The sequence below is a fragment of the Shewanella sp. 38A_GOM-205m genome, from assembly GCF_000518445.1.
Classification (GTDB): Bacteria; Pseudomonadota; Gammaproteobacteria; order Enterobacterales; family Shewanellaceae; genus Shewanella; species Shewanella algae.
This window is the reverse complement of sequence record NZ_JADP01000038.1, coordinates 1-20,795: the sequence shown is the minus strand read 5'-3', so window position 1 is coordinate 20,795 and position 20,795 is coordinate 1. Positions and strand designations below refer to the sequence as shown.

21 protein-coding genes, 1 tRNA gene and 1 rRNA gene are annotated in these 20,795 nt (G+C 52.5%); 11 read left to right on the top strand and 12 right to left on the bottom strand.

Going from position 1 to position 20,795, the window contains the following annotated elements; translation table 11 throughout:
• Nucleotides 1-51 precede the first annotated feature (51 nt).
• Complete coding sequence (locus N512_RS23310) at nt 52-600, top strand: HPP family protein (protein ID WP_081737197.1); 549 nt, start codon at nt 52-54, stop codon at nt 598-600.
• Here the strand turns inward: N512_RS23310 and N512_RS0117690 are convergent.
• Nucleotides 587-1,897: a short-chain fatty acid transporter gene (locus N512_RS0117690; RefSeq protein ID WP_028781171.1), complete on the bottom strand. Its 1,311-nt coding sequence runs from the start codon at nt 1,895-1,897 to the stop codon at nt 587-589. The two genes, N512_RS23310 and N512_RS0117690, sit on opposite strands and share 14 nt — an antisense overlap.
• 469 nt (nt 1,898-2,366) lie before the next feature.
• Between N512_RS0117690 and N512_RS0117685 the strand changes: the two genes are divergently transcribed.
• Nucleotides 2,367-2,837 (top strand): FKBP-type peptidyl-prolyl cis-trans isomerase, encoded by a 471-nt coding sequence (locus N512_RS0117685; protein WP_028781170.1) that lies wholly within the window; start codon nt 2,367-2,369, stop codon nt 2,835-2,837.
• Between the two features lie 55 nt (nt 2,838-2,892).
• On the opposite strand, the gene N512_RS0117680 is transcribed toward N512_RS0117685, so the two are convergent.
• Nucleotides 2,893-4,110: a M24 family metallopeptidase gene (locus N512_RS0117680; RefSeq protein ID WP_028781169.1), complete on the bottom strand. Its 1,218-nt coding sequence runs from the start codon at nt 4,108-4,110 to the stop codon at nt 2,893-2,895.
• Between the two features lie 158 nt (nt 4,111-4,268).
• Here N512_RS0117680 and N512_RS0117675 point away from each other — a divergent pair, with 158 nt between their 5' ends.
• A complete protein-coding gene (locus N512_RS0117675) occupies nt 4,269-4,589 on the top strand; it encodes a hypothetical protein (RefSeq protein ID WP_025889889.1) in 321 nt (106 codons plus the stop codon).
• 30 nt (nt 4,590-4,619) lie between these two features.
• Here N512_RS0117675 and N512_RS0117670 read toward each other — a convergent pair whose 3' ends face one another.
• A complete protein-coding gene (locus N512_RS0117670) occupies nt 4,620-5,396 on the bottom strand; it encodes an ROK family protein (protein WP_025009865.1) in 777 nt (258 codons plus the stop codon).
• Between the two features lie 84 nt (nt 5,397-5,480).
• Nucleotides 5,481-6,671 (bottom strand): MFS transporter, encoded by a 1,191-nt coding sequence (locus tag N512_RS0117665; RefSeq protein WP_028781168.1) that lies wholly within the window; start codon nt 6,669-6,671, stop codon nt 5,481-5,483.
• Between the two features lie 115 nt (nt 6,672-6,786).
• On the opposite strand from N512_RS0117665, the gene N512_RS0117660 reads away from it, so the two are divergent.
• From N512_RS0117660 to lipA, 5 genes are all read left to right on the top strand, one after another.
• On the top strand, nt 6,787-7,050 hold the full coding sequence (locus N512_RS0117660) for a hypothetical protein (protein WP_025009864.1): 264 nt from the start codon (nt 6,787-6,789) through the stop codon (nt 7,048-7,050).
• Between the two features lie 140 nt (nt 7,051-7,190).
• Nucleotides 7,191-8,999 (top strand): aminopeptidase P family protein, encoded by a 1,809-nt coding sequence (locus N512_RS0117655; RefSeq protein ID WP_037475448.1) that lies wholly within the window; start codon nt 7,191-7,193, stop codon nt 8,997-8,999.
• A gap of 135 nt (nt 9,000-9,134) precedes the next feature.
• Nucleotides 9,135-9,401: a DUF493 family protein YbeD gene (gene ybeD / locus N512_RS0117650; protein ID WP_028781166.1), complete on the top strand. Its 267-nt coding sequence runs from the start codon at nt 9,135-9,137 to the stop codon at nt 9,399-9,401.
• A gap of 137 nt (nt 9,402-9,538) precedes the next feature.
• Nucleotides 9,539-10,198 (top strand): lipoyl(octanoyl) transferase LipB, encoded by a 660-nt coding sequence (lipB, locus tag N512_RS0117645; RefSeq protein ID WP_028781165.1) that lies wholly within the window; start codon nt 9,539-9,541, stop codon nt 10,196-10,198.
• Nucleotides 10,191-11,156: a lipoyl synthase gene (gene lipA / locus N512_RS0117640; protein WP_028781164.1), complete on the top strand. Its 966-nt coding sequence runs from the start codon at nt 10,191-10,193 to the stop codon at nt 11,154-11,156. Before lipB ends, lipA begins: the two co-directional genes overlap by 8 nt.
• A 149-nt stretch (nt 11,157-11,305) precedes the next feature.
• Here the strand turns inward: lipA and rimI are convergent, their stop codons facing one another.
• Together rimI and N512_RS0117630 are read right to left on the bottom strand one after the other, a co-directional pair.
• Entirely contained in the window at nt 11,306-11,764 is a 459-nt protein-coding gene (rimI, locus tag N512_RS0117635) for a ribosomal protein S18-alanine N-acetyltransferase (protein WP_231473610.1), read from the bottom strand.
• Nucleotides 11,761-12,096: a DNA polymerase III subunit psi gene (locus tag N512_RS0117630; RefSeq protein ID WP_028781162.1), complete on the bottom strand. Its 336-nt coding sequence runs from the start codon at nt 12,094-12,096 to the stop codon at nt 11,761-11,763. Before N512_RS0117630 ends, rimI begins: the two co-directional genes overlap by 4 nt.
• 278 nt (nt 12,097-12,374) lie before the next feature.
• Here N512_RS0117630 and dpsA point away from each other — a divergent pair, with 278 nt between their 5' ends.
• Nucleotides 12,375-12,845: a DNA starvation/stationary phase protection protein DpsA gene (gene dpsA / locus N512_RS0117625; protein WP_025009858.1), complete on the top strand. Its 471-nt coding sequence runs from the start codon at nt 12,375-12,377 to the stop codon at nt 12,843-12,845.
• Here dpsA and N512_RS0117620 read toward each other — a convergent pair whose 3' ends face one another.
• Both N512_RS0117620 and N512_RS0117615 read right to left on the bottom strand, forming a co-directional pair.
• Nucleotides 12,846-13,316 (bottom strand): hypothetical protein, encoded by a 471-nt coding sequence (locus N512_RS0117620; protein ID WP_028781161.1) that lies wholly within the window; start codon nt 13,314-13,316, stop codon nt 12,846-12,848. It lies immediately after the preceding gene.
• On the bottom strand, nt 13,316-14,470 hold the full coding sequence (locus N512_RS0117615) for a PepSY-associated TM helix domain-containing protein (RefSeq protein ID WP_028781160.1): 1,155 nt from the start codon (nt 14,468-14,470) through the stop codon (nt 13,316-13,318). Before N512_RS0117615 ends, N512_RS0117620 begins: the two co-directional genes overlap by 1 nt.
• A gap of 125 nt (nt 14,471-14,595) precedes the next feature.
• Here N512_RS0117615 and N512_RS0117610 point away from each other — a divergent pair, with 125 nt between their 5' ends.
• Nucleotides 14,596-16,698, top strand: coding sequence for a TonB-dependent siderophore receptor (locus tag N512_RS0117610; RefSeq protein WP_028781159.1), 2,103 nt, complete (start codon nt 14,596-14,598; stop codon nt 16,696-16,698).
• 147 nt (nt 16,699-16,845) lie between these two features.
• On the opposite strand, the gene N512_RS0117605 is transcribed toward N512_RS0117610, so the two are convergent.
• The 3 genes from N512_RS0117605 to N512_RS0117595 all read right to left on the bottom strand — a co-directional run bounded on the left by N512_RS0117605 (nt 16,846) and on the right by N512_RS0117595 (nt 18,694).
• Nucleotides 16,846-16,922 (bottom strand) — tRNA-Trp (locus N512_RS0117605).
• A 177-nt stretch (nt 16,923-17,099) separates the two neighbouring features.
• Nucleotides 17,100-18,233 (bottom strand): DKNYY domain-containing protein, encoded by a 1,134-nt coding sequence (locus tag N512_RS23860; RefSeq protein WP_231473615.1) that lies wholly within the window; start codon nt 18,231-18,233, stop codon nt 17,100-17,102.
• Nucleotides 18,234-18,277: 44 nt separating this feature from the next.
• A complete protein-coding gene (locus N512_RS0117595; RefSeq protein ID WP_028781157.1) occupies nt 18,278-18,694 on the bottom strand; it encodes a hypothetical protein in 417 nt (138 codons plus the stop codon).
• A 746-nt stretch (nt 18,695-19,440) separates the two neighbouring features.
• Here N512_RS0117595 and N512_RS0117590 point away from each other — a divergent pair.
• A complete protein-coding gene (locus tag N512_RS0117590; protein ID WP_028781156.1) occupies nt 19,441-20,481 on the top strand; it encodes an IS481 family transposase in 1,041 nt (346 codons plus the stop codon).
• 218 nt (nt 20,482-20,699) lie between these two features.
• On the opposite strand, the gene rrf is transcribed toward N512_RS0117590, so the two are convergent.
• A 5S ribosomal RNA gene (gene rrf, locus N512_RS23855) occupies nt 20,700-20,795 on the bottom strand; the annotation flags it as partial.

Below are 20,795 nucleotides of genomic sequence, written 5' to 3'. Positions count from 1 at the left end.
AGACCGATTGTTCTACCAAGCGAAAATGCTGACAACCAAAGGAAAACAGATATGGACAACACGCCTCCCCTGACCGCAACACCTGCTGCAAAAAACACAGCCCAAGCGGCGACAAACCGTTGGCAGGCTGCCGCCTGGGCCACACTGGGCGCAGGAAGCTGTATTGGATTACTGGCGGGATTACAGGAGATGCTGACGCAGAACCTGAGCTGGAGCCTGCTGCTGATGGCACCATTCGGTGCCACTATGGTGTTGCTCTACGCCCTGCCCCAAAGCCCGCTGGCGCAGCCGAAAAACATCTTCTTCGGCCATCTTCTCACCTGCGCTCTGGGCCTCTTGTTATTGCACACCTTGGGAGTGTCGCCGCTGACACTGGGGCTGGGAACCGGCCTCGGGGTCGGCCTGATGATGTTGACCAATACCACACATCCACCGGCCGGTGCCAACCCCTTGCTGGTGATGCTGGCCGGGGCCGACTGGCAGTTTTTGTTAACGCCTGTGGTTTCGGGGTTGCTGCTGATCCTCGCTTTCGGTTGGGCCTATCACAAGAGCCTGTATATCAAGGGGATCAGCAAGCATAGCTGGCCTAAAACCAACTGAGGGCAACACTTATCACCACGCCGGTGATCAACAACTGCATCAGACAAAAACCCATGATATCCCGGGCCTTGAGCCCGGCAATGGCCAACACAGGCAGCGCCCAAAAAGGCTGGATCAGGTTGGTCCAGGCATCCCCCCAGGCCACCGCCATGGCGACCCTGGCGACATCGGCGCCAAGTGCCTCGGCGGCCGGCAACATGATAGGTGCCTGTACCGCCCACTGGCCGCCACCGGACGGCACGAAGATATTCACCACACCGGCGCTGATAAAGCTCCAGAATGGCAGTGACTCGGCGCTGGCAATGGCAACAAAACCCGAAGAGATACTCTGTGCCAGCCCGGACTGCACCATCACCGCCATGATGCCGGCGTAAAAGGGAAACTGGATCACTATCCCGGCGCCGCCCTTGATCGCCTCATTGAGACTGACCAGCAGACTGCGCGGCGTCTGGTGCAGGGTTATCGCCAGGAACAGAAACAGGAAGTTGACTATGTTGAGGTTGAGACTGCCCCCCTGAACAAAGAACCAATACCCCAAATACCCGAGACCACACAGGCCTACCAGGATCCCGAGTATCCGGCTATTCTCCAGATAGTCGGCCGGGCGTTTGTTCTCACTCTGAGTCGGCGCAGCATCCTCGAGCAGCGCAGGATCGACTATCACAGACTCTTTGTCATCCGGCAGCATAAAGCGATTGACCAACGGCATTATGATAAACAGCAAGGCAAGTAGCAGCAGATTAAAGCCGGCAAAAATAGTTTCCGAGGTAGGGATAATGCCTATCTGCGCCTCGGCAAAGTGTCCTGGTGTGGCCACAGTCAAGGGTACTGAGCCCGCCAAGCCGCCGTGCCAGACCACAAAGCCCGAATAGGCACTGGCCACCAGCAAACGGTAATCCACCTTGACCCGGCGCGCCAACGCCTTGGCAAACAGGGCACCGACCACCAAACCGAACCCCCAGTTGAGCCAACTGGCCGCCAAGGAGACCAAGGTCACCAGTATGATAGCCTGCGGCGCACTGCGGGCCAGAGACGCTATGGCGTCCAGCAGCTTCTTCACCGGTGGAGAGCTGGCCAGCATAAAACCGGCGACCAGCACCAGCAACATCTGCATAGAGAAACTGAGCAGATTCCAAAAACCACTGCCCCAATAACCCAGCACTTCTACTGGTGTCTTTTGCTGGCCGAGCATGGCGGCGGCAAACACCAACAGAGTAAGCAGGAGCACAAAGATATAGGGATCGGGCAGATACTTATCCACCAGCTTGACCAGTGGCCGGGAGGCGCGATTGAGCATAGGGGTTTCCTTAAGTCTTATTATGATTATTCTGCGGAGAGCTGATTTAGCTTTCACTTTTTTATCAATAGCCTACACAAGTCTGCCCGTGGGATAAAGCCCGACAAAAGTACACTATAACCCTAAGGAAGGTGCGCATAAGTCCTCGTGGCCTTCTCTTTTGTAGAGAGTGGCTTGCACAGCAATTGGCGTTCAAGGCATCTGACTGAAGGCATGCCGGGGCCTGTCGAAGTCGGATAACGCAGAGAGCCGGTTGCTGTGAAAGCCCCGAAGGGCGTGGCTTACAGGCCTGCCTGCTGTGTTGTGCTTCTTGCAAAGGACTAGGGCCATTTGCGGCGAACCACGCCTTGCATCCAAGCCCGTAAGCCGACGCAGAGTACACATGGGACTTGTTCGCACCTTCCCTTAGCTGTAAATGCCGCAGTCCAACTGCTAAGATAGCGCCACCTTCAGGACAGAGGATCCCCAAATGAGAATGTTGCTTGCCGTGGTAGTTATCGCCGCAGTTATTTTTTACTTTTTCACCACCATGAATGGCCAAAAACTGGCAAAAGAGAATATTGCCAAGGGCGAGGTATTTCTTGAGGCCAATAAGCATAAAGAGGGTGTGGTCACCACAGACTCAGGTCTGCAGTATCAGTTGCTGCACAAGGGGCAAGCCCAGGTTCATCCGGGTCCCAAGGATAAGGTGACAGTGCACTACCATGGCACCCTGATTGACGGCACTGTGTTTGACAGCTCGGTCGATCGCGGCGAGCCCATCGCCTTTCCACTCAATCAGGTGATCAAAGGCTGGACCGAAGGGGTTCAGTTGATGACAGAAGGCGACAAGATGCGCTTCTTTATTCCCAGCAGCCTGGGCTACGGCAATCGCTCTGCCGGCTCCATCCCGCCGGGTTCGGTACTGATTTTTGATGTGGAATTGCTCAAGATCAACTAACAATCCCCAACAGCAAGCCCGGCCAAAGCCGGGTTTGTTGTTTCAGTAACGGCTGTTAACCCTGCGCGAAGGGATCGTCAATCGATTTGGCCGGCTGGGTAAACCAGCGTGGCCCCTCTGCCGTCATATAGAAGTGGTCTTCATGGCGAACGCCGAACTCGCCGGGCACACAAAGCATGGGCTCATTGGAAAAACACATACCAACGGCCAGTGGGGTGTTGTCGCCATCAACCAGATAGGGCCACTCATGAATATCCAGACCTATGCCGTGGCCCGTTCTATGGGGCAGTCCCGGCAGTTGATATCCGGGCCCGAAACCGGCCGCTTCCAACACAGCTCTGGCCGCCTTGTCGACACCACTGCAGGGCGCGCCTAAAGCCGCCGCTTCAAAACCGGCCAGTTGGGCTGCCTGCTCGAGCGCCCACAATTGCCGCTGCCGCTCGCTTGGCGTACCAAATACATAGGTGCGGGTAATATCTGAGTTGTAACCATGCAGCTGACAGCCTGTGTCTATCAACACAGTGTCGCCCGGCTCCAGCGTCTTGGGCGACTTGACCCCATGGGGATAGGCGCTGTCTTCACCAAAGAGCACTATGCAGAAATAGGAGCCACTGGCCCCCACTGCTCTATGGGCCTTGTCGATAAAATCTTCCACCTCGGCGGTACTGATCCCCGGGCGTAATATTCTGGCGGCGGCCTTGTGCACTTCGAGCGTCATATCCATAGCCCGCTGAATCAGCCTCAGCTCGGCGACCGATTTATGCATTCGCAGTTGGGCGCTAATCTTGGCGCCGTTGACAAAAGCAAGCTCGGGGCAAGCCTCACGCAGGCCATCAAACAAAAAGAAAGGGGCAGATTCATCTATAGCCAGAACGGCGCCCGGGCGCAGACAGCCCATGCGCTCAAGCATATTGCGGCACAGCGCATAGGGACTCTGGTGCTCATGCCAGGTGTTAACCCGTCCAGGCTGCAACATAAAGCCCTTGAGGGTGTCGAGCTCAAATGCCGGCGCCAGGTATTCCAGCTCACCACGACAGGGCAAAATCGCTCCTACCATACGCTCACTGGCATACCAACGCAGGCCGGAGAAATAGTAGAGATTGGTGCCGGCGTTGAGATAAAGGGCATCTATCCCCAACTCTTGCATCAGCACCTGGGCATTTTGTTGCCTGGTTTTGAATTCGGCGGCTTCCACCGCTGTGACATCCCGGGTCATATCCACCAGCTTTGCCAACTCCTGCTCCGGGGTTGAGCCGCCAACGCCTGTGCTCATAGAATTCTCCTGCTTGATTACTTTTAGTCGTTATTTGCTTGGGTATTAATGTGCTCGAGAGTTTTAGCATATTGTATGCAGATTTTAAAGCGGCAAACGAAATTGCCAATTTCCGGCGACCGCTGGTATGCTGCTTGCGCCAAACGCGGGAGTACAATATGCAGGATCTTGCCAACTATATTCTGGCCATAGAAGGACGGACAAGCAGCACCGAGCTGTTGGAGTCGGTGCAAATTCACACCACGGACGATGAAGGTTTATGGCAATATCACTTTGCCGATGGCGCCATTATAGAAAAACAGCAGGAGCTGGAACAGGAGCCAAGCCAGTCCAATATCGGCGAGCTTTGTGAAGATAACTGGACCCGTTATCGGGTGCTGAAAGGAAACGATATCAGCCCAAAACAAAAAGCCTTCAGCAACCTGTGCCAAAGGGCCTTCTGGTTGAAGATGCGTCAGGCCTGCCAGGAACCGGCTTGAAGGGGGATGTCTCCCCCTTGAATCAGAGTATCAGGCCTGTTGCATCAGCATTACTTGCAGGCCGCGACAGACCAAGGTCTCCATATCGTCGACCCGACTTATCTGACACTGACTGACAGTGGCAGGAACCGCCAAGTCTTTAACACCGCTGACACAGCCCTTGTAGTAGTCGGCATTGGCCAACATGTTACCGGCGAGCCAGAGTTTTTGCGGGTTGAGCAGGTTAACCGCCCAGGCAATGCCCATCCCCAGATAGGCCCCGGCGCGGTAGAGTTCTACCGGGTTGCGCAAGCGTCGACGCCGCACCGACTCGCCACTGGCCAACTGTTCGAGGCTGAATTCCCCCGACTCCGTCATCACCCGGCAAGCCCCAAGCTCACCGGCCAGACCATTGGCACCACTGAACACCCGGCCGTTGAGCGCCAGTGACATGCCGATCCCTGTGCCACACATCACCAAGAGTTCGCACTGGTGTTTTACGCTGGCAATGGCGTGCAGACCGGCGTGGATATCATTACTGATGGCCACCAGTTCACCACGGCTGCTGAGTTTTTCCGGGTTGAGCCCCACCAGCGCCGGCAAGGCACGACAGGATATCAGTTGGTTGTCTCGCACCATGCCGGGGAAGGCCAGAGCCAGACGGTAGTTTGCAAGCCCATAATCAGATTCAAGTTCAGCCAATTGCCGATTGAGATCTGCTATGGTGAAACTCTCTCCGGTGGGGATTTTATATTGTTCTGTTGTTTCCCCTTGCCGCAGCTGAAACAGCGCGGTTTCAGTCCCCACTTCGATCGTTAATGTCGACATCAATAAACCCCTTTTTACCGTACCGCCAGAGGCGGTAGACGGCCTAAGATGTTAGCACAGTGCTGCTGGCACCGCACCTAATCATCAAGGTTCTGTTATTTGTAACGCTTTGCTTTTACTTAACTTCCACCATGCTATCAGGATAAGTTGGGTCGCAATGGCGGGAATACAGATCACCAGCAGCAGTTGCCAGCCGAGCTGATAAATGACCCAGCCGGCCCCCAGAGACGCCAATGCTTGAGAGCCAAATACCAGAGAATCGTTGAAAGACTGCACAGTGAATCTCTCTTCGGGGCGATAACAGCCAGGCAGCAGCGAAGTGCCGGCAACAAACAGGAAGTTCCAACCCACACCCAACATCACCAGCGCACTCCAATAGTTGAGCAGGTCACGCCCCACCAGCGCCAGAGCCAAGGTCAGGCAGTAAAGCGCCAGCCCGGCCAACATGATGCGGGTGTGACCCAAGCGGGCTATCAGGTAGCCACTTATCAGCGAGGGCAGATACATGGCAATCACATGACTCTGGATCACCCACTTGGTATCCTCCAGGCTGTGATGCTCTATGTGATGCATATGTACCGGGGTCGCCGTCATGATAAAACTCATCAAGGCGTAGCCTATAACTGCGGCGCCGCAGGCAACCCAGAGTCGGCTTTGACGCAAAATAATTGGCAATGGCCGAATATCCATACTCTCAACCTTGGAGGCTTTGAGCTCTGGGCCTTCATCTTGATAAAACAGCAGGCAGGCCAGCGCCAGCACACCGACCAGAGTCACCATCAAAAATGCACCTGTGTAGGTTACCGGCAAAATATCCTTGGCCAGCAAGGCCAGTTCTGGCCCGAGGAAGGCGGCGAGTAAACCACCAAGCAACACCCGGCTGGCTGCCTTGGCAGACAGAGTCGGCGCCACTGACTCCATGGCGGCAAAACGGTATTGCTGAATAATGGCGCCGCCGCATCCGAGCAGCAGACCACTGCCACAAAATCCCCAGAACTGGGCATACCAAACACTAAGCGCCGCCATAGCGCCGGCCACACTGGTCAGCAGGGCGCCACCGATAAATACCCGTCGCCGACCCAAACGCTGCATCAAGATATTGATGGGCACAATCGCTACAGCGACTCCGACTACCATCATGGCGATAGGCAGTGTCGACAGCGAGGGAACCGGGCTCAGCTCTGCCCCTATGATGCCTCCGAGCAATACCATGATAGGTGTGGCACTCATGGCAAAGGCCTGCGCCAACATCAACACCCAAACATTTAGCGGCATAAAGGCATCCTTGAATAAAAGTCGAGACAGATAAAAACCTTGAACAGGTCAATAAACATACATAGAGTTAACCTAAGCCAATCAGTTTTAACATTTTCATTCAAGGAAGAACACTGTGGGAAAGCGAAACTGTATCAGAGTGCTACTGTTGACCTTGCTTCTGGGCATCGGAGCAGGCTGCAGCAACCAGCCATACTCTCCTTCTCAGGATCTCTATGACAACGTGGCCGACAATGTCGAGCAGCGCAATGAAAAGCTGGCGCGGGATCAACAACCAAGCGATGACAGAGTACGCAGTGAAGATGTCAGCAAGGGAGTGATGGCTACTCTGGTTAGCTCCTTTTTGGTCGGCATAGCGACTCTGTTTGGCAGCAATTAACTTGGCCCCCTTTACAGCAGTTAAAGTTTTTTCAACATGCCCACCCTTGCGAAGCGACTTCAGGGCTTGCCATAATCCGCTATCACTCATAAAGACAAGGTCGGCCAAGGGTACCCAAGCCGACCATCAGCGGAGCCCCTATGTTGCAATCACAATCGCCCAAGAGCCCCCATATCGCATCACGGCTTAATGCCGTGCGCAGCGAAATGGCCAAACACCAACTCGATGCCTTTATCCAGCCCCGTGCCGACGAGTATCTCGGCGAGTATGTGCCGGCGCACAACGAGCGTTTGCATTGGCTGACCGACTTTACCGGCTCGGCGGGGATGGCGATTGTGATGAAGGACAGCGCCGCCATTTTTACTGATGGTCGCTACACAGTGCAGGTGAGGCAACAGGTGGACTCGACCCTGTTCAGTTATGAGAGCCTGACAGATATGCCCCAGGCACAATGGTTGGCGGAAAAGCTGCCGGCCGGTTGCCGCATTGGCTACGATCCCAGGTTGCATACCCTGGCCTGGCAGCAAGATGCCGAAGCCACACTGAGCAAGGCGGGTATGACACTGGTGGCGCTTGACGACAACCCGGTGGATTTGCACTGGCAAGGCAGACCCGTGCCGGAAAACAAGCCCATTATCCTCTTCAATGCCGAGTCTGCCGGCAAGAGCAGCGAACAGAAGCGCAGTGAAATCGGCGCCCTGGTGAAAAAGGCCGGGGCCGATGTAGCGCTGATAGCGGCGCTGGACTCCTTCTGCTGGTTACTCAATATCCGCGGTCAGGACGTGCCCAGGTTGCCCGTGGTACTGGGCTGTGCCCTGCTGGAAGCCAATGGTGAGATGACACTGTTTACCGAGCTTGCCAAATTACCCCAGGGGATTGAAGCCCACGTAGGGGCCGGTGTCAGCTTCCGCGCCGAGTCGGAGCTCGCCGAAGCGTTGCAAGCGCTTGAAGGCAGAAAGCTTTTAGCCGATCTCAATAATGCCAACGCCTTCAGCCAATTACAGGCCAAAGCCGCCGGCGCCAAACTGATCGCCGGACTCGATCCTGTGGCACTACCCAAGGCCTGTAAAAACAGTGCCGAACTGCAGGGAATGCGCGCCAGCCATATCCGTGACGGCGTTGCCGTGAGCCGTTTCCTGGCTTGGTTGGATGCCGAAGTGGCCGCAGGCCGCCTCTACGATGAGGGCACACTGGCAGATAAGCTCGAGAGCTATCGCCTTGAGGATCCTCTCTACCGCGAGCCAAGCTTTGACACTATTTCCGCCACCGGCGGCAATGCGGCCATGTGCCACTATAACCATCTCAACGGCACTCCGGCCATGATGGAGATGAACAGCATCTATCTGGTGGACTCTGGCGCCCAGTATTTGGACGGCACCACGGACGTTACCCGCACCATAGCCATAGGTGAAGTCAGCGCCGAGCAGAAAAAGATGGTGACCTTGGTTCTAAAGGGGCATATCGCCCTGGATCAGGCCCGCTTCCCACGGGGCACTACGGGACAACAACTGGATGCCTTTGCCCGTCAATACTTGTGGCAACACGGTTTTGACTACGACCACGGCACGGGCCATGGTGTTGGCCACTTCCTCAGCGTTCATGAAGGCCCACAAAGAATAGGCAAGAACCTCAATGCCATCCCCTTGCTGCCCGGAATGGTGCTTTCCAACGAGCCCGGCTATTACCGTACAGATGCCTTCGGTATCCGTCTGGAAAACCTGGTGGAAGTACGCCCCTGTGAAGCGCTCAAAGGGGCCGAGCGGGAGATATTCGAGTTCGACGCTCTGACTCTGATCCCCATGGATAAACGCTTGATAGACAAGAGTCTGCTTACTGAAGCTGAGCTCAATTGGTTCAATGACTATCACAGCCGCGTTTATCAGACTCTGTCACCGCTGATGAGTGGCGAATCACAGGCCTGGCTCGAACAGGCCACCTCGCCGCTGTAACGCCCAAGGGCGCCGTCAATGGCCGGCGCCCTTTGTCAAACTCTCTGTGCTATTCGCGAGAAGATCCGCCCCTTGAATTGGGATATAATAGCCGCCATATAGCTGTTATTATTTTGCCATGAGAATCTCAATCCCATGATAAGTACCACCTTTGATCAGTATCTGGAGTTTCCAACCTCCTTCCCATTTAAAGTGGTTGGCGATGCCAGCGATACCCTGGCCGACCGCGTAGTCGAAGTCGTCCAGAAGCACGCCCCCGGCGATTACAGCCCCACCACCAAGGCCTCCAGCAAAGGCACCTACATCTCGGTGACCATAAATGTGAGAGTGACCAGCAAGGAACATATCGAAACCTTGTACACTGAACTTGCCGCTATTGAAGGCGTTCGCCGGGTACTCTGATACCTGGCACTCGGCAGAGAAAGTGTGATCTGGATTACATTTTTCCTGCCAAAGCGTATAATACCTGCCGGTATCAGAGAGTGAGCACAGCTTGATACTGATTGGTATCATCTCAAATAGAGGGGGAGACGTTGCCCTTGCCAGACAATACATTGCATATCCGCCACTTGGGTAACATGGATTATGAGACTGTATGGCATGCCATGCAGCACTATACCGACACCCGTGACGAACACAGCCCAGATGAACTCTGGTTGGTGGAGCATCCACCGGTTTTCACCCAAGGCCAGGCCGGTAAGAGCGAGCATCTGCTCAACACCGGCGATATCCCGGTGATCCAGGTGGATCGCGGCGGCCAGGTAACTTACCATGGCCCGGGGCAATTGGTCGCCTACCCTCTTATCAATATCAAACGGCGCAAGCTTGGGGTAAGACAGCTGGTTACCGACATAGAACAAAGCCTGGTGGAGCTGCTCAAGCGCTTCGATATTCCGGCCTATTCCAAGTCCGATGCGCCGGGTGTCTATGTCGAGGAGCGTAAAATAGCCTCTTTGGGGCTGAGGATCCGTAAGGGGTGCTCATTCCACGGCTTGGCGCTGAATGTCGACATGGATCTCGCCCCTTTTCGTCGTATCAACCCCTGTGGTTATGCCGGACTCGAAATGGCCCAGTGCAAAGCACTCGGTGGCCCCCAGAGTGTCGAGGAGGCAGGCCAACACCTGATTGAAACTTTTAGCCAGCGTTTGGGCTATGAGCAAACAGTGCATCACCAAGGATTAGCAGAGTCATATGAATAGGCCAGAAAGATTACAGCCCGGCGTGAAATTGCGGGACGCCGAAAAGGTAGCCCGTATCCCGGTCAAAGTTGTGCCATCAGAGCGCGACACCATGCTGCGCAAGCCCGATTGGTTGCGGGTTAAGTTGCCATCTTCCAATCAGCGGATCCTGGATATCAAACAGGCACTGCGTAAAAATGGCTTGCACTCAGTGTGTGAAGAAGCCTCCTGTCCAAACCTGGCCGAGTGCTTCAACCATGGTACAGCCACCTTTATGATCCTCGGCGCCATCTGTACTAGGCGTTGTCCCTTCTGTGACGTAGCCCATGGCCGCCCACTCAAGCCTGACGCCGAAGAGCCACTCAAGCTGGCACAGACCATCAGGGATATGAAGCTCAAGTATGTGGTGATCACCTCTGTGGATCGTGACGATCTGCGTGACGGCGGCGCCCAGCACTTCGCCGACTGTATCCGTGAGATCCGCAAACTCAACCCTGAGATCAAGATAGAGATATTAGTGCCTGACTTCCGCGGCCGTATCGATCAGGCGCTGGATATTCTGGCGACCGAGCCACCGGATGTATTCAACCACAACCTGGAAACGGCTCCGGCTCACTATCGTAAGGCCCGTCCCGGTGCCAACTATCAGTGGTCATTGGATCTGCTCAAACGCTTTAAAGAGCGCCACCCGGATATCCCGACCAAGTCGGGGATCATGCTCGGACTGGGTGAAAGCAATGAAGAGATTGAACAGGTGCTCAGAGATCTGCGCGCTCACAATGTCAACATGCTGACTCTGGGCCAGTATCTGCAGCCATCCAAATTCCACTTGCCGGTGGAGCGTTACGTGACTCCCAAGGAATTTGACGACTTCCACAACCTGGCAACCGAACTTGGCTTTACCCACGCCGCCTGTGGCCCGCTGGTTCGCTCAAGCTACCATGCAGACCTTCAGGCCCAGGGGAAAGAGGTCAAATAGACCAAGCCCAAGCACCTAAAGAAACAGCGCCCACAGGCGCTGTTTTTCTATTCATAGGTACAATGATGGGCCTAAAGATTAGCGGCAAAGGCTCTGACATAGCAGCCTCTGTCCATATTAGCCGGGATGAGCGAAGAAGAACCAAGAGACTAAGAGGAGTGAAGAGACAACTCCATCAGCAGAGCATCTTCCCGGCCCTCTTTGGCCTGATAGTAATCGGCCCTGGAGCCGGTCTCAATAAAGCCCAGGCGCCGGTACAAGGCGATAGCGGCGGCATTACCCACCCTGACTTCCAGCAATAATCTCTCCACACCAGTCTCTTTAAGCAGCTCGATTGCCGCCTGTAATAGTTGCCGCCCCAACCCTTGACCTTGTGTGGCAGGAGCGATACAGATATTCATCAGGGTCGCTTCCTCGAACAAGACCTGCAGCAAGCAAAAGCCTTGAAGCTCTTGTCCTAGATATAACCCCAGAGCGCGGTAAAAACGACCAAAGCAACTACCCAGAGTCGCCTCACTCCAGGGAAACTCATGGGCCAGTTGTTCAATTTTCATCATCTCGTCGAGGTCATTGGCCTCCAAAGCTCTGATTGCGATAACCTCAGTCACTTCGCCTCCAATCTATGCCAAATCTGTTGCCATAGGGCGCGCTTGCCCTCACTGCCTGACATTAATTGCGCCGGCTGCGATGAGTGTAGCCAGGCCCCTTCAACAGGCTCAGGGAACATATTCCATATCACCTCTTGCCCAGCCACAGGCCGATTACCGACGCTGCACTGCCTTGCATCCAATCCCAATAACGCCAACACCTTGAGCACCAGGGGATGTTGCAATACACGCTCGTCAGCATCAGGCACCAACAGCATGAAAGGCACCTGGGAGGGAGAGTCTTGTCTACTGCGCCACAGCTCTATTCCCATGGCGTGCAAATATTTATTCATGGTGATTGCGCTCCGCTTTAACGCAGTTTGAAAATGTCGCCCAAAACCCATAGCGAGGGACGAACAAGAAGGGCAAAAATGACTGAAAGAAACCCGCAACAGAGCTTCCAAGTTAAGCGCTTTAGAATACCAGCTTGCTCAGCAACTGTCTGTGACCTGAGACCAAATCCCCCGGCAATCCACTTAAACAAAATCGATTGCAGACATCTACTTTATCCACTTTAACTAATTATCTTCCGGAGTAGTATAGAAAACAGATCATTTACGGAGGTTATATTATGAATATCAATATCGGGATCAACCAAGCCGATCGCCTGGAAATAGCCAACGGTTTGAATCGCTTACTTGCTGACACCTACAGCCTTTATCTTAAGACTCACAGCTTCCACTGGAACGTGACAGGCCCCATGTTCACCAGCCTACACCAACTGTTTGAAGAGCAGTACACCGAATTGGCTGCCGCGGTGGATGTCATAGCAGAGCGGGTCAGAGCCCTGGGTGAAAGAGCCTTGGGATCCTACAGCGCCTACGCCGCTCAGACCGAAATCAAAGAAGACTCAGGCATCACAGATGCCAAACAGATGCTTGAGGAACTGCTGGAAGGCCAGGAGATCATTATTCGCAACGCCCGGGCACTCTACCCTCTGGTGAACCAGGCCAATGACGAAGCAACGGCAGATCTGCTGACCCAGCGTATTCAGCTGCATGAAAAGACCGCCTGGATGCTTCGCAGCTTGTTAGTGCAGTAATTACTGCACTAACACCCAACCCGACGGCAAAGGCCAATGAGCGACATAACGCCGTCCGTGCCAGTCTTCGAGAGTTAGCCATAACTTATCGGCCGCGCCGAACGCGGCCGGAGCTATGGCGTGTACATGTTGGCCGTGGCGACTTCCGTGCAAGATGCCACTCTCACCTTGCTGCAACACCTCCAGCGCCAGTGGCTCAGGACCAATATTCAGGTATCCCTGGCGAATATCACTCACTTCTCCTGCAATAAACCTCAGGGCAAAGTCCTTCACATATTCACCATGGTGCAGATAGGCCGGCGCCATATCGGCCGGAGTGGCCTCTACCTCAAACGGCCCGGCACTTACTGATGACCAGCTCACTGGTAATTCTGGCGTCAAGGAGCGATAGAGAAACCAGATGGGCAGCAATAACAACATTCCGTTGAGCTTGAATTTATTGCGCTGCCAAAAAGAAAGCCGTTTCTTCATCAATAACTCTCCTGTTGCTCTGCCACTAGTGGCACATCTTGCTGACGCCTGCTCGCCTTGAATATGCGACTGCTCCAGATCATAAATCCGGTGATAGACATACCACTGAGCAATAAGCCAAACAGGAACCAGATTATCTTGGTCCAAACGCCAGCCAAAGTGCCGTAATGCAAGGGATCGGCAATATGCATCATAGTTTGCAATGGGGTCATGGTTTGTGGTGACTTGCTACTGACAATTACGCCGCTCCAGGGATCCAGTTCCAATCCGTAGGCATACTGGTCATAAAACAGGAAATCGCCACTGCCCTGCAAACGATAGAGGTCCCGGTTGTGCTCCGGCAAACTGATATAACTGGGATGAAAGTCGGGAAACTGCTCTTTGGCCTGTAACAGAGCCTGTTTAAGACTCAAAGAGGGCTGAGGTCTGGCTTCGCCCATTGGCACATCGGCGATATCAACCAGAGGCGTGTGGGGCTCGATATCGACATCGGCATGCCACATTATTCCTTGTGCCAGATACCAAAGACCGGTAAGACTCATCAGGACAATAAACCAGATAGACCAGACACCCAGCAGGCGATGCAAATCTGTCACCAGGGTTCTCTTACCTTGGTTGAATCTTAATTTGGGGCTGAAGAAACTACGCCAGAAACGCTTGTATATAACCATCCCGGATATCACAGACCCCAACATCAACAGTGATAAACCACTGACCAGGTAATACCCGACACTAAAACCGTTTTGCCAGGGAAACAGCAACCAACCATGCAATGAGCGCATAAATCCTATGAAGGTAATACCACTGTTCACCTCCTGGATCTCTCCGCTGTACTGGTTCACATAAGCGATAGCAAAGGGCTTGTCGACATCGGAGAACACCACGGCATTCACCAGATAAGGCTCAAACAGCATCACATTGCTGACATCGGCATCAGGGTAAGCACGCTGCACATTCTCCACCAACTCGGCAACGCTCTTTTCCGGTAAAGCATCCGGATTCAATGCCCTGGCCGCGGGATTCGTCAGCCAGGTAATCTCATGGCTCAAAACAGCCACTGTCCCGGTCAAACATACGAAGCAGAACAGCAACCAGATAGGCAATGAACACCATCCGTGAAACAGGAACCACATGCGATTACTTATCTTCGGCATAGTTTCTCATGGTTAAAAAATAAAGCTGAATTGTAAATACAATAGAAATCATTATCAATATTGCAATAATAACTACAGAAAAACCAAGTTCAGCTAACACAAGCCATCATATTGAGAGGGGAAATATGCACAGAGTCGTCACTGCCAGCCTGTTGGCAGGCATCAGTCTGGTACCGCAGGCATACGCAAAGGACCAGGAAACCACAACAGACTCAAGCGATATTGAAGTAATACAGATCAAGGGCAGTCGCCTGGACAAGGCTGCCACGGCAACTGGACTGCCACTGACACTCAGGGAAACGCCGCAATCTGTGTCCATCATAGATCAGGAGTTTATTCAGAGTTTCTCTTTGAATAATATTGCCGAGATCATGACCCTTAGCCCAGGGATCTATGCCCAGCAGGCTGAAACCAATCGTTACTTTTTCAATGCCAGAGGCAATCCTATCACCAACTTTCAGTTTGATGGGGTGCCGGTAAACTACAGCAGCTTCTTCAACGATGCGGTTACAGATACCATCATCTTTGACCGAGTGGAGATAGTCCGTGGTGCCACAGGGCTCCTGACAGGTGCAGGTGAACCCTCGGCCGCCATAAACCTGATCCGCAAACGCCCCAAGGCCTACCCATCAGGCTATCTGAGTGCCAAGCTAGGTTCCTGGAATAGTTACCGAGTCGAGGGTGACGGCTCATTTGATCTGGACCAGAATGGTAAGTATCAGGCGCGGGTTGCCGCAGCCTACGAGGATAAAGAAAGCTACGTTAATCTCTCGGAAGAGCAAAATCTACAACTCTATGCTGTGTTCAGCGCCGCTCTCAGTGACCAAACCAAACTGTTGATCGGAGCCGATCATAGTAAACGCGATCCCAGAGGCTCAACTTGGGGTGGGTTACCACTGTTTTATGCCGATGGGAGCCTGGCAGACGATCTGTCCACCTCCAGTACCACAGCCGCATCCTGGTCCCGTTGGGAACGGGAAGGCACCAATGTTTTTGCTTCAGTTGAGCACAGCTTCGATAGCGACTGGGATCTGAGAATCGACTTGGAGCACAGAGAAGATGAAATGGATGGCCATCTGCTGTACCTGTCCGGTTATCCCGATAAAACAACCGGCCTGGGAATGGGGGCTCTTCCCATGATTTACCAATCCTGGCGGGATCAAGATGCAGCCAGGCTGTTTGTTTCGGGTCCCTTCGAACTCTTTGGTCGTAGCCACAGGTTAACTGCAGGTCTGCTCTATTCCAAACAGGAAGTGGACGCCGATTCATATTACAGCAGCGACACTCTGCAAGTGGGTAATTTCTTTGAGTGGGATGGCAGCATCAATGAACCCACCTACACACAAACTCCCCAGCGCAGTGAATCGACCGAAACCCAACAGGGTGCCTATCTGGCCAGCCAATTATCTCTGCATGACGATGTCACTCTTATCTTGGGTGCCAGGTTGAGTAAATATGAAATGGAGGTAAACCAGGACAACAAGGATTATAAACATGAGGATGTTTTCACGCCTTACGCCGGACTGGTATACAAGCTCAACGATACCCTGTCGCTTTACGCCAGCTATACCGAAATCTTTCAACCCCAGAATGCCAAAGACGTTAATAACCAGTACCTGGATCCCGTCACAGGCAATAACATAGAGTTGGGGGCCAAGGGGGACTTCTTCAACGAAGCGCTGACGGCAAGCCTGGCGGTATTCAAGGTGCAAAAAGATAATGTCGCCGAAGCCGATCCCGGGCAACCACCGCTACCGGATGGCAGCTTCCCTCAACGAGCGGTGAAAGGCACCAACAATAAAGGTTTTGAATTGGAGCTTAGCGGCAACCCCAGCGACGACTTGGACGTGTTCTTCAGCTATACCTATAGCGAATCAGAAAAGGCCGATGGTAGCCCCTTCGGGACTCATTTGCCCAAGCATCTGCTGCGTATTTCCAGCCTGTATCACTTCGACGGGGCGCTGAGCGATCTGACTCTGGGAGGCAACATCAGTTGGCAAAGTAAAACCTACAAAGACCAGGTAGGCCCTAACAAAGCTTCTTCCAGGCAGGATAGCTATTTCCTGGCTAATCTGATGGCCAGCTATCAAATACAGGACAATCTAGTTGCCAGGTTAAATGTCCGGAACCTGTTCGACAAGAAGTATTATTCCAGCATCGACTTTTACAACCAGGGTTTCTTTGGTGAACCGAGAAGCCTGGAGCTGAGTATCAACTACACCTGGTAATCCCTGCTTGCTCATGGTTCAGTAAGCAAAGTGGTAGCTCAAACTGCAGCCTGTAGGGCTGCTGTTTTTATATCGAGAACAGAGAAACTTTGAATGCAGCCATAAAGGAAAACGGCCCGCATATTGCTATGCAGGCCGTCTGGAATGTGGCAGGGGTGGCAGGACTCGAACCCGCAACCGTCGGTTTTGGAGACCGCTGTTCTACCAATTGGAACTACACCCCTGTGGAACGAGGGGCATTATGCAAAAAGCCTTCCTAAAGGTAAAGGACTTTTTGGCACAAACACCTCTGATTGCAGCTTTTTCAGGCAAAGCCAAGCCGTGGTGGGCATCCAGGGTTTTCTCTAGACAAAACCAAGCAGCCGTAAACAGCGAACCAGCCCAGAACATAAGCCAAAGACTCAGGAATATTCGGGCTCAGGTAACAACTGCCGCCAATCAAAAGTCCGTTGCTTATCATGCCCTTTTTGCTGCAACTTAACATCTTGTCTGAAATCTGGAGCGTGAAAGGTTTTCGGATCAGCCTCAGCTATTACATGAAACCTGTCATTCCAGTCGATGCAATATACATGCTTACCATCCTTGGCAAAGTAGTGATTGAAAACTACCAAACTTGCACCATCCAATTGTTTGTTTTGCAAAAGATTACGATAAATCACCCTGCCATTATTCAGGGCAAGACACTCAGCGGAGATAAAGCGGCAATTGCTTTGGTAAACCGATTGAGACTTGGCGTTTTTCAACTCGCGGTCATGACGATAAAGCTGTCCTGCAATACTGAAATAATGGTGTCCGAGGTATTCAAAGTTCTCCAGTATCACACGACTCAATTTCTTACCCCGATAATAGAGCGACAGGCCGTCACTCAATAGGTATTCAGAGTAAAGCTGTACAACATCTGGCTGAACACCTTTCAATATCTTGCCACGACAGATGACTTTGCTCCCATCAGTGAAATACTCACCACCAATACAAGTAAACGTCGCGGCATTGACCTTACTGAGCTTTAACGAACAAAAATGATACCTGTCTTCAAGGTCTCGCCAGTAGAGTTGACAGTCATACAGATAATAGCCCTGCTGTAAATATTGGAACTTGCCCGGTGCCAGTTCAGTCAAGCATTGATACTTGTCCTTATCCTGCAGTCGTCCTGCATGGTTTCCTTGCAGACTTTCTCCCGCCAAGGCAAAAGGCGGTAGCGTGAAATAAACCGCCTGCTCAGTAACGGCAAAACCATCACCCAAAAACTGCCAGCTGGGTTCCGTTTCGTCGGTACTGCTTTTGCTGTTTAACAGCCAGGAGTATGTCTGTTCACTTCCCGGATAGAGACTGAAGAAAAGTTGAAGATCTTTTATCTCCGCACTATTCAAGTCGGCCTTCCCCAGATTGTAGCCCCTGTACTTGTCGATGGCATCGAAGCCTAATCCCGTGCGTTCGTTGAAGTTAAAGCTCAGAAAACTATCAGGGTCAGCGCCTTCAATGGCCTTGCCACGAAAATACACCTGACTCGCATCTCGGGCATAATCGCACTCCAGGCCGATGAAACTGACAGCGCAGCTATTGTTTATTCTGGTCGAATTTATGTAGGCATGTTTGCATAGTATCCCTTTCCCGGAGGTATCCTGAGTTCCCCCTCAATACGCCTACGAGCGCCAAACATCCCGGAGTAAAGATAGCGCTCATCAAATGCATACCATTCATTCAATATTCTCAAGTGACCATGGACCAGAGGAAAGACACCCCAGCGACCGCTGCGCTCAGGACGTATATAGAGATGAGTCTTATCGCCGTAGAAGTGGCCGCCAAGATGGGCAAAAGCCTTAATATCTATGCCATAGATAGTGGCTCCTTCCTTATCTTTAATCGGCAACAGGCAACCCTTATCATCCGCTAAGAAAAAGATGTTCTCTTCCCCCCGGTATAGATTAGCCTCAGTGCCATCGACTCTCAGCAAGCGTTCAACCGTGAGTTTCTTTTGGGAATTGGTCTGCTTCATGCCTGACTCCTTTTTCTGGCAATCCCAAGATCATAAACAACCCCAAAAGAAGCACAAGCTGTGATCGATTCATTTCCTGGGAGTCCGGTAACTGTCATCCAAGCGGCATCAAATAGTAATTGAAGAGATAATGGAAAGGTGAACGATGACAGGTTAGCAAGATAGGTGAGTCATCACCATACAGCGCCTGACATCTAGAGCTGGATTAATACAAAATTCACAGGTTCCAAACGCAAAAAAGCCACCTTGTTCAGGTGGCTTCTTTACTTAAGCCTCGAGTACCTTTATTGAGGATACCGGTTGGGTGAAATCTTTGTGCTCCAGAGATTGGATAAACCTGACCAGACAAACCAGTCGAGCCATTCTCAATATCTCCACAGCACCATATCTCACATGGGGGAGAAAGACATCTGCTCATCAAGCACAGCTTGATAGATGGCTGTAGCGCGAAGCAGCTTGGCTGCGAGCTGAGGGGCACACACTGCGCCAGCAGCTTTGGGCTGCATGTTAAGTCGTGCTCGCTGGAAGCGAGACAAACAAAAAAGCCCTAGCTAAATGCTAGGGCTTTCTTGTTTGTTAGGCGTCTGGCGATGGCCAGCTTCGAGCAAGCTCTCCGCGTTCGTCTGTCGCATCAAACTGAGTTGTATTAGTCACGACTTGATCTGACACATCATCTTGAAAAGGTGAGAGTTACCCGTTTTGATAAAGGTGTCGAAGCTTCAATCAAAACAAAAGAGGTAACTCTCATGCTGCATACTAACAATCCCATCATTAAACACAAAGCAGGTTTGCTGAATCTGGCTGAGGAACTCGGCAACGTATCCAGGGCCTGCAAGGTCATGGGTGTGTCCCGCGACACCTTCTATCGCTATAGGGAACTGGTTGAAGATGGTGGCATTGATGCGCTTATCAACCGTTCCAGACGCGCCCCAAACCTGAAAAACCGTGTCGACGACCAAATTGAACAAGCGGTGATTGAATACGCCATTGAGTTCCCAGCACACGGTCAGGCCAGAACCAGCAATGAACTGCGCAAGCAAGGTGTATTTGTTTCTGGCAGCGTGGTGCGCTCTATCTGGCTCAGGCACGGTTTGGAGAATTTTAAGAAGCGCTTGGCGGCACTGGAAGCCAAAGTAGCACGAGACGGCATTATCCTGAGCGAGGCACAAGTCGCTGCGCTGGAGAAAAAGGCCCAGGATGATGAAGCCTGCGGTGAAATTGAAACTCATCATCCTGGCTATCTGGGCTCACAGGACACCTTTTATGTGGGTAATCTCAAAGGCGTGGGGCGGATATACCAGCAAACCTTTGTCGATACCTACAGTAAGGTCGCCTTTGCCAAGCTCTACACCACCAAAACCCCAATCACCTCTGCCGACCTGTTGAACGACAGAGTATTGCCGTTTTTCGAAGCTCAGGCGCTGCCGATGCTGCGTATTCTCACTGACCGAGGCACCGAATACTGCGGCAAAGTTGAACAGCACGATTACCAACTGTATCTGGCCATCAATGACATCGACCACACAAAAACCAAAGCCAGACATCCGCAAACAAACGGTATCTGCGAGCGTTTCCACAAGACCATTCTGAATGAGTTCTATCAGGTCGCGTTCCGCAAAAAGCTGTACGGCACACTGGAGGAACTGCAAAAAGACTTGGACGAATGGCTGGTGCTGTATAACAATGAACGCACCCATCAAGGCAAAATGTGCTGCGGTCGCACACCGATGGCAACATTAATTGATGGAAAACGGATTTGGGCGGAAAAGAATTTAGCCCAAATCTAATCTGACAACGGCACCCAAAATCGGGTAACTGTCAGATCAGGTCTGAGCTAGTACAACTGAGTTTGATAAACGCGACAACCTCACCCTACTCCACATGGGATTGTGCCTCACGGCGTTCGGACTCTTTATCTTCCCCATGTGAGAGTGGACACGTCAAAATGCAATTAAAACGAAAAATCCCCAACACAAAGTGCTGGGGATCTGTCGTTTTATTAGGCGTCTGGCGATGACCTACTCTCACATGGGGAGACCCCACACTACCATCGGCGCGATTGCGTTTCACTTCTGAGTTCGGGATGGGATCAGGTGGGACC

Excerpts from the sequence above, each read along its gene's own strand:
- N512_RS0117675 (WP_025889889.1), top strand. The coding sequence starts at position 4,269 with ATGCAGGATCTTGCCAACTATATTCTGGCCATAGAAGGACGGACAAGC.
- N512_RS23310 (WP_081737197.1), top strand. The coding sequence starts at position 52 with ATGGACAACACGCCTCCCCTGACCGCAACACCTGCTGCAAAAAACACA.
- N512_RS0117655 (WP_037475448.1), top strand. The coding sequence starts at position 7,191 with ATGTTGCAATCACAATCGCCCAAGAGCCCCCATATCGCATCACGGCTT.
- dpsA (WP_025009858.1), top strand. The coding sequence starts at position 12,375 with ATGAATATCAATATCGGGATCAACCAAGCCGATCGCCTGGAAATAGCC.
- N512_RS0117680 (WP_028781169.1), bottom strand. The coding sequence starts at position 4,110 with ATGAGCACAGGCGTTGGCGGCTCAACCCCGGAGCAGGAGTTGGCAAAG.
- N512_RS0117590 (WP_028781156.1), top strand. The coding sequence starts at position 19,441 with ATGCTGCATACTAACAATCCCATCATTAAACACAAAGCAGGTTTGCTG.
- N512_RS0117595 (WP_028781157.1), bottom strand. The coding sequence starts at position 18,694 with ATGAAGCAGACCAATTCCCAAAAGAAACTCACGGTTGAACGCTTGCTG.
- N512_RS0117610 (WP_028781159.1), top strand. The coding sequence starts at position 14,596 with ATGCACAGAGTCGTCACTGCCAGCCTGTTGGCAGGCATCAGTCTGGTA.
- N512_RS0117665 (WP_028781168.1), bottom strand. The coding sequence starts at position 6,671 with ATGCCGCTAAATGTTTGGGTGTTGATGTTGGCGCAGGCCTTTGCCATG.
- ybeD (WP_028781166.1), top strand. The coding sequence starts at position 9,135 with ATGATAAGTACCACCTTTGATCAGTATCTGGAGTTTCCAACCTCCTTC.
- N512_RS0117630 (WP_028781162.1), bottom strand. The coding sequence starts at position 12,096 with ATGAATAAATATTTGCACGCCATGGGAATAGAGCTGTGGCGCAGTAGA.
- N512_RS0117685 (WP_028781170.1), top strand. The coding sequence starts at position 2,367 with ATGAGAATGTTGCTTGCCGTGGTAGTTATCGCCGCAGTTATTTTTTAC.
- N512_RS0117615 (WP_028781160.1), bottom strand. The coding sequence starts at position 14,470 with ATGCCGAAGATAAGTAATCGCATGTGGTTCCTGTTTCACGGATGGTGT.
- N512_RS0117620 (WP_028781161.1), bottom strand. The coding sequence starts at position 13,316 with ATGAAGAAACGGCTTTCTTTTTGGCAGCGCAATAAATTCAAGCTCAAC.
- N512_RS0117670 (WP_025009865.1), bottom strand. The coding sequence starts at position 5,396 with ATGTCGACATTAACGATCGAAGTGGGGACTGAAACCGCGCTGTTTCAG.
- lipA (WP_028781164.1), top strand. The coding sequence starts at position 10,191 with ATGAATAGGCCAGAAAGATTACAGCCCGGCGTGAAATTGCGGGACGCC.
- N512_RS0117690 (WP_028781171.1), bottom strand. The coding sequence starts at position 1,897 with ATGCTCAATCGCGCCTCCCGGCCACTGGTCAAGCTGGTGGATAAGTAT.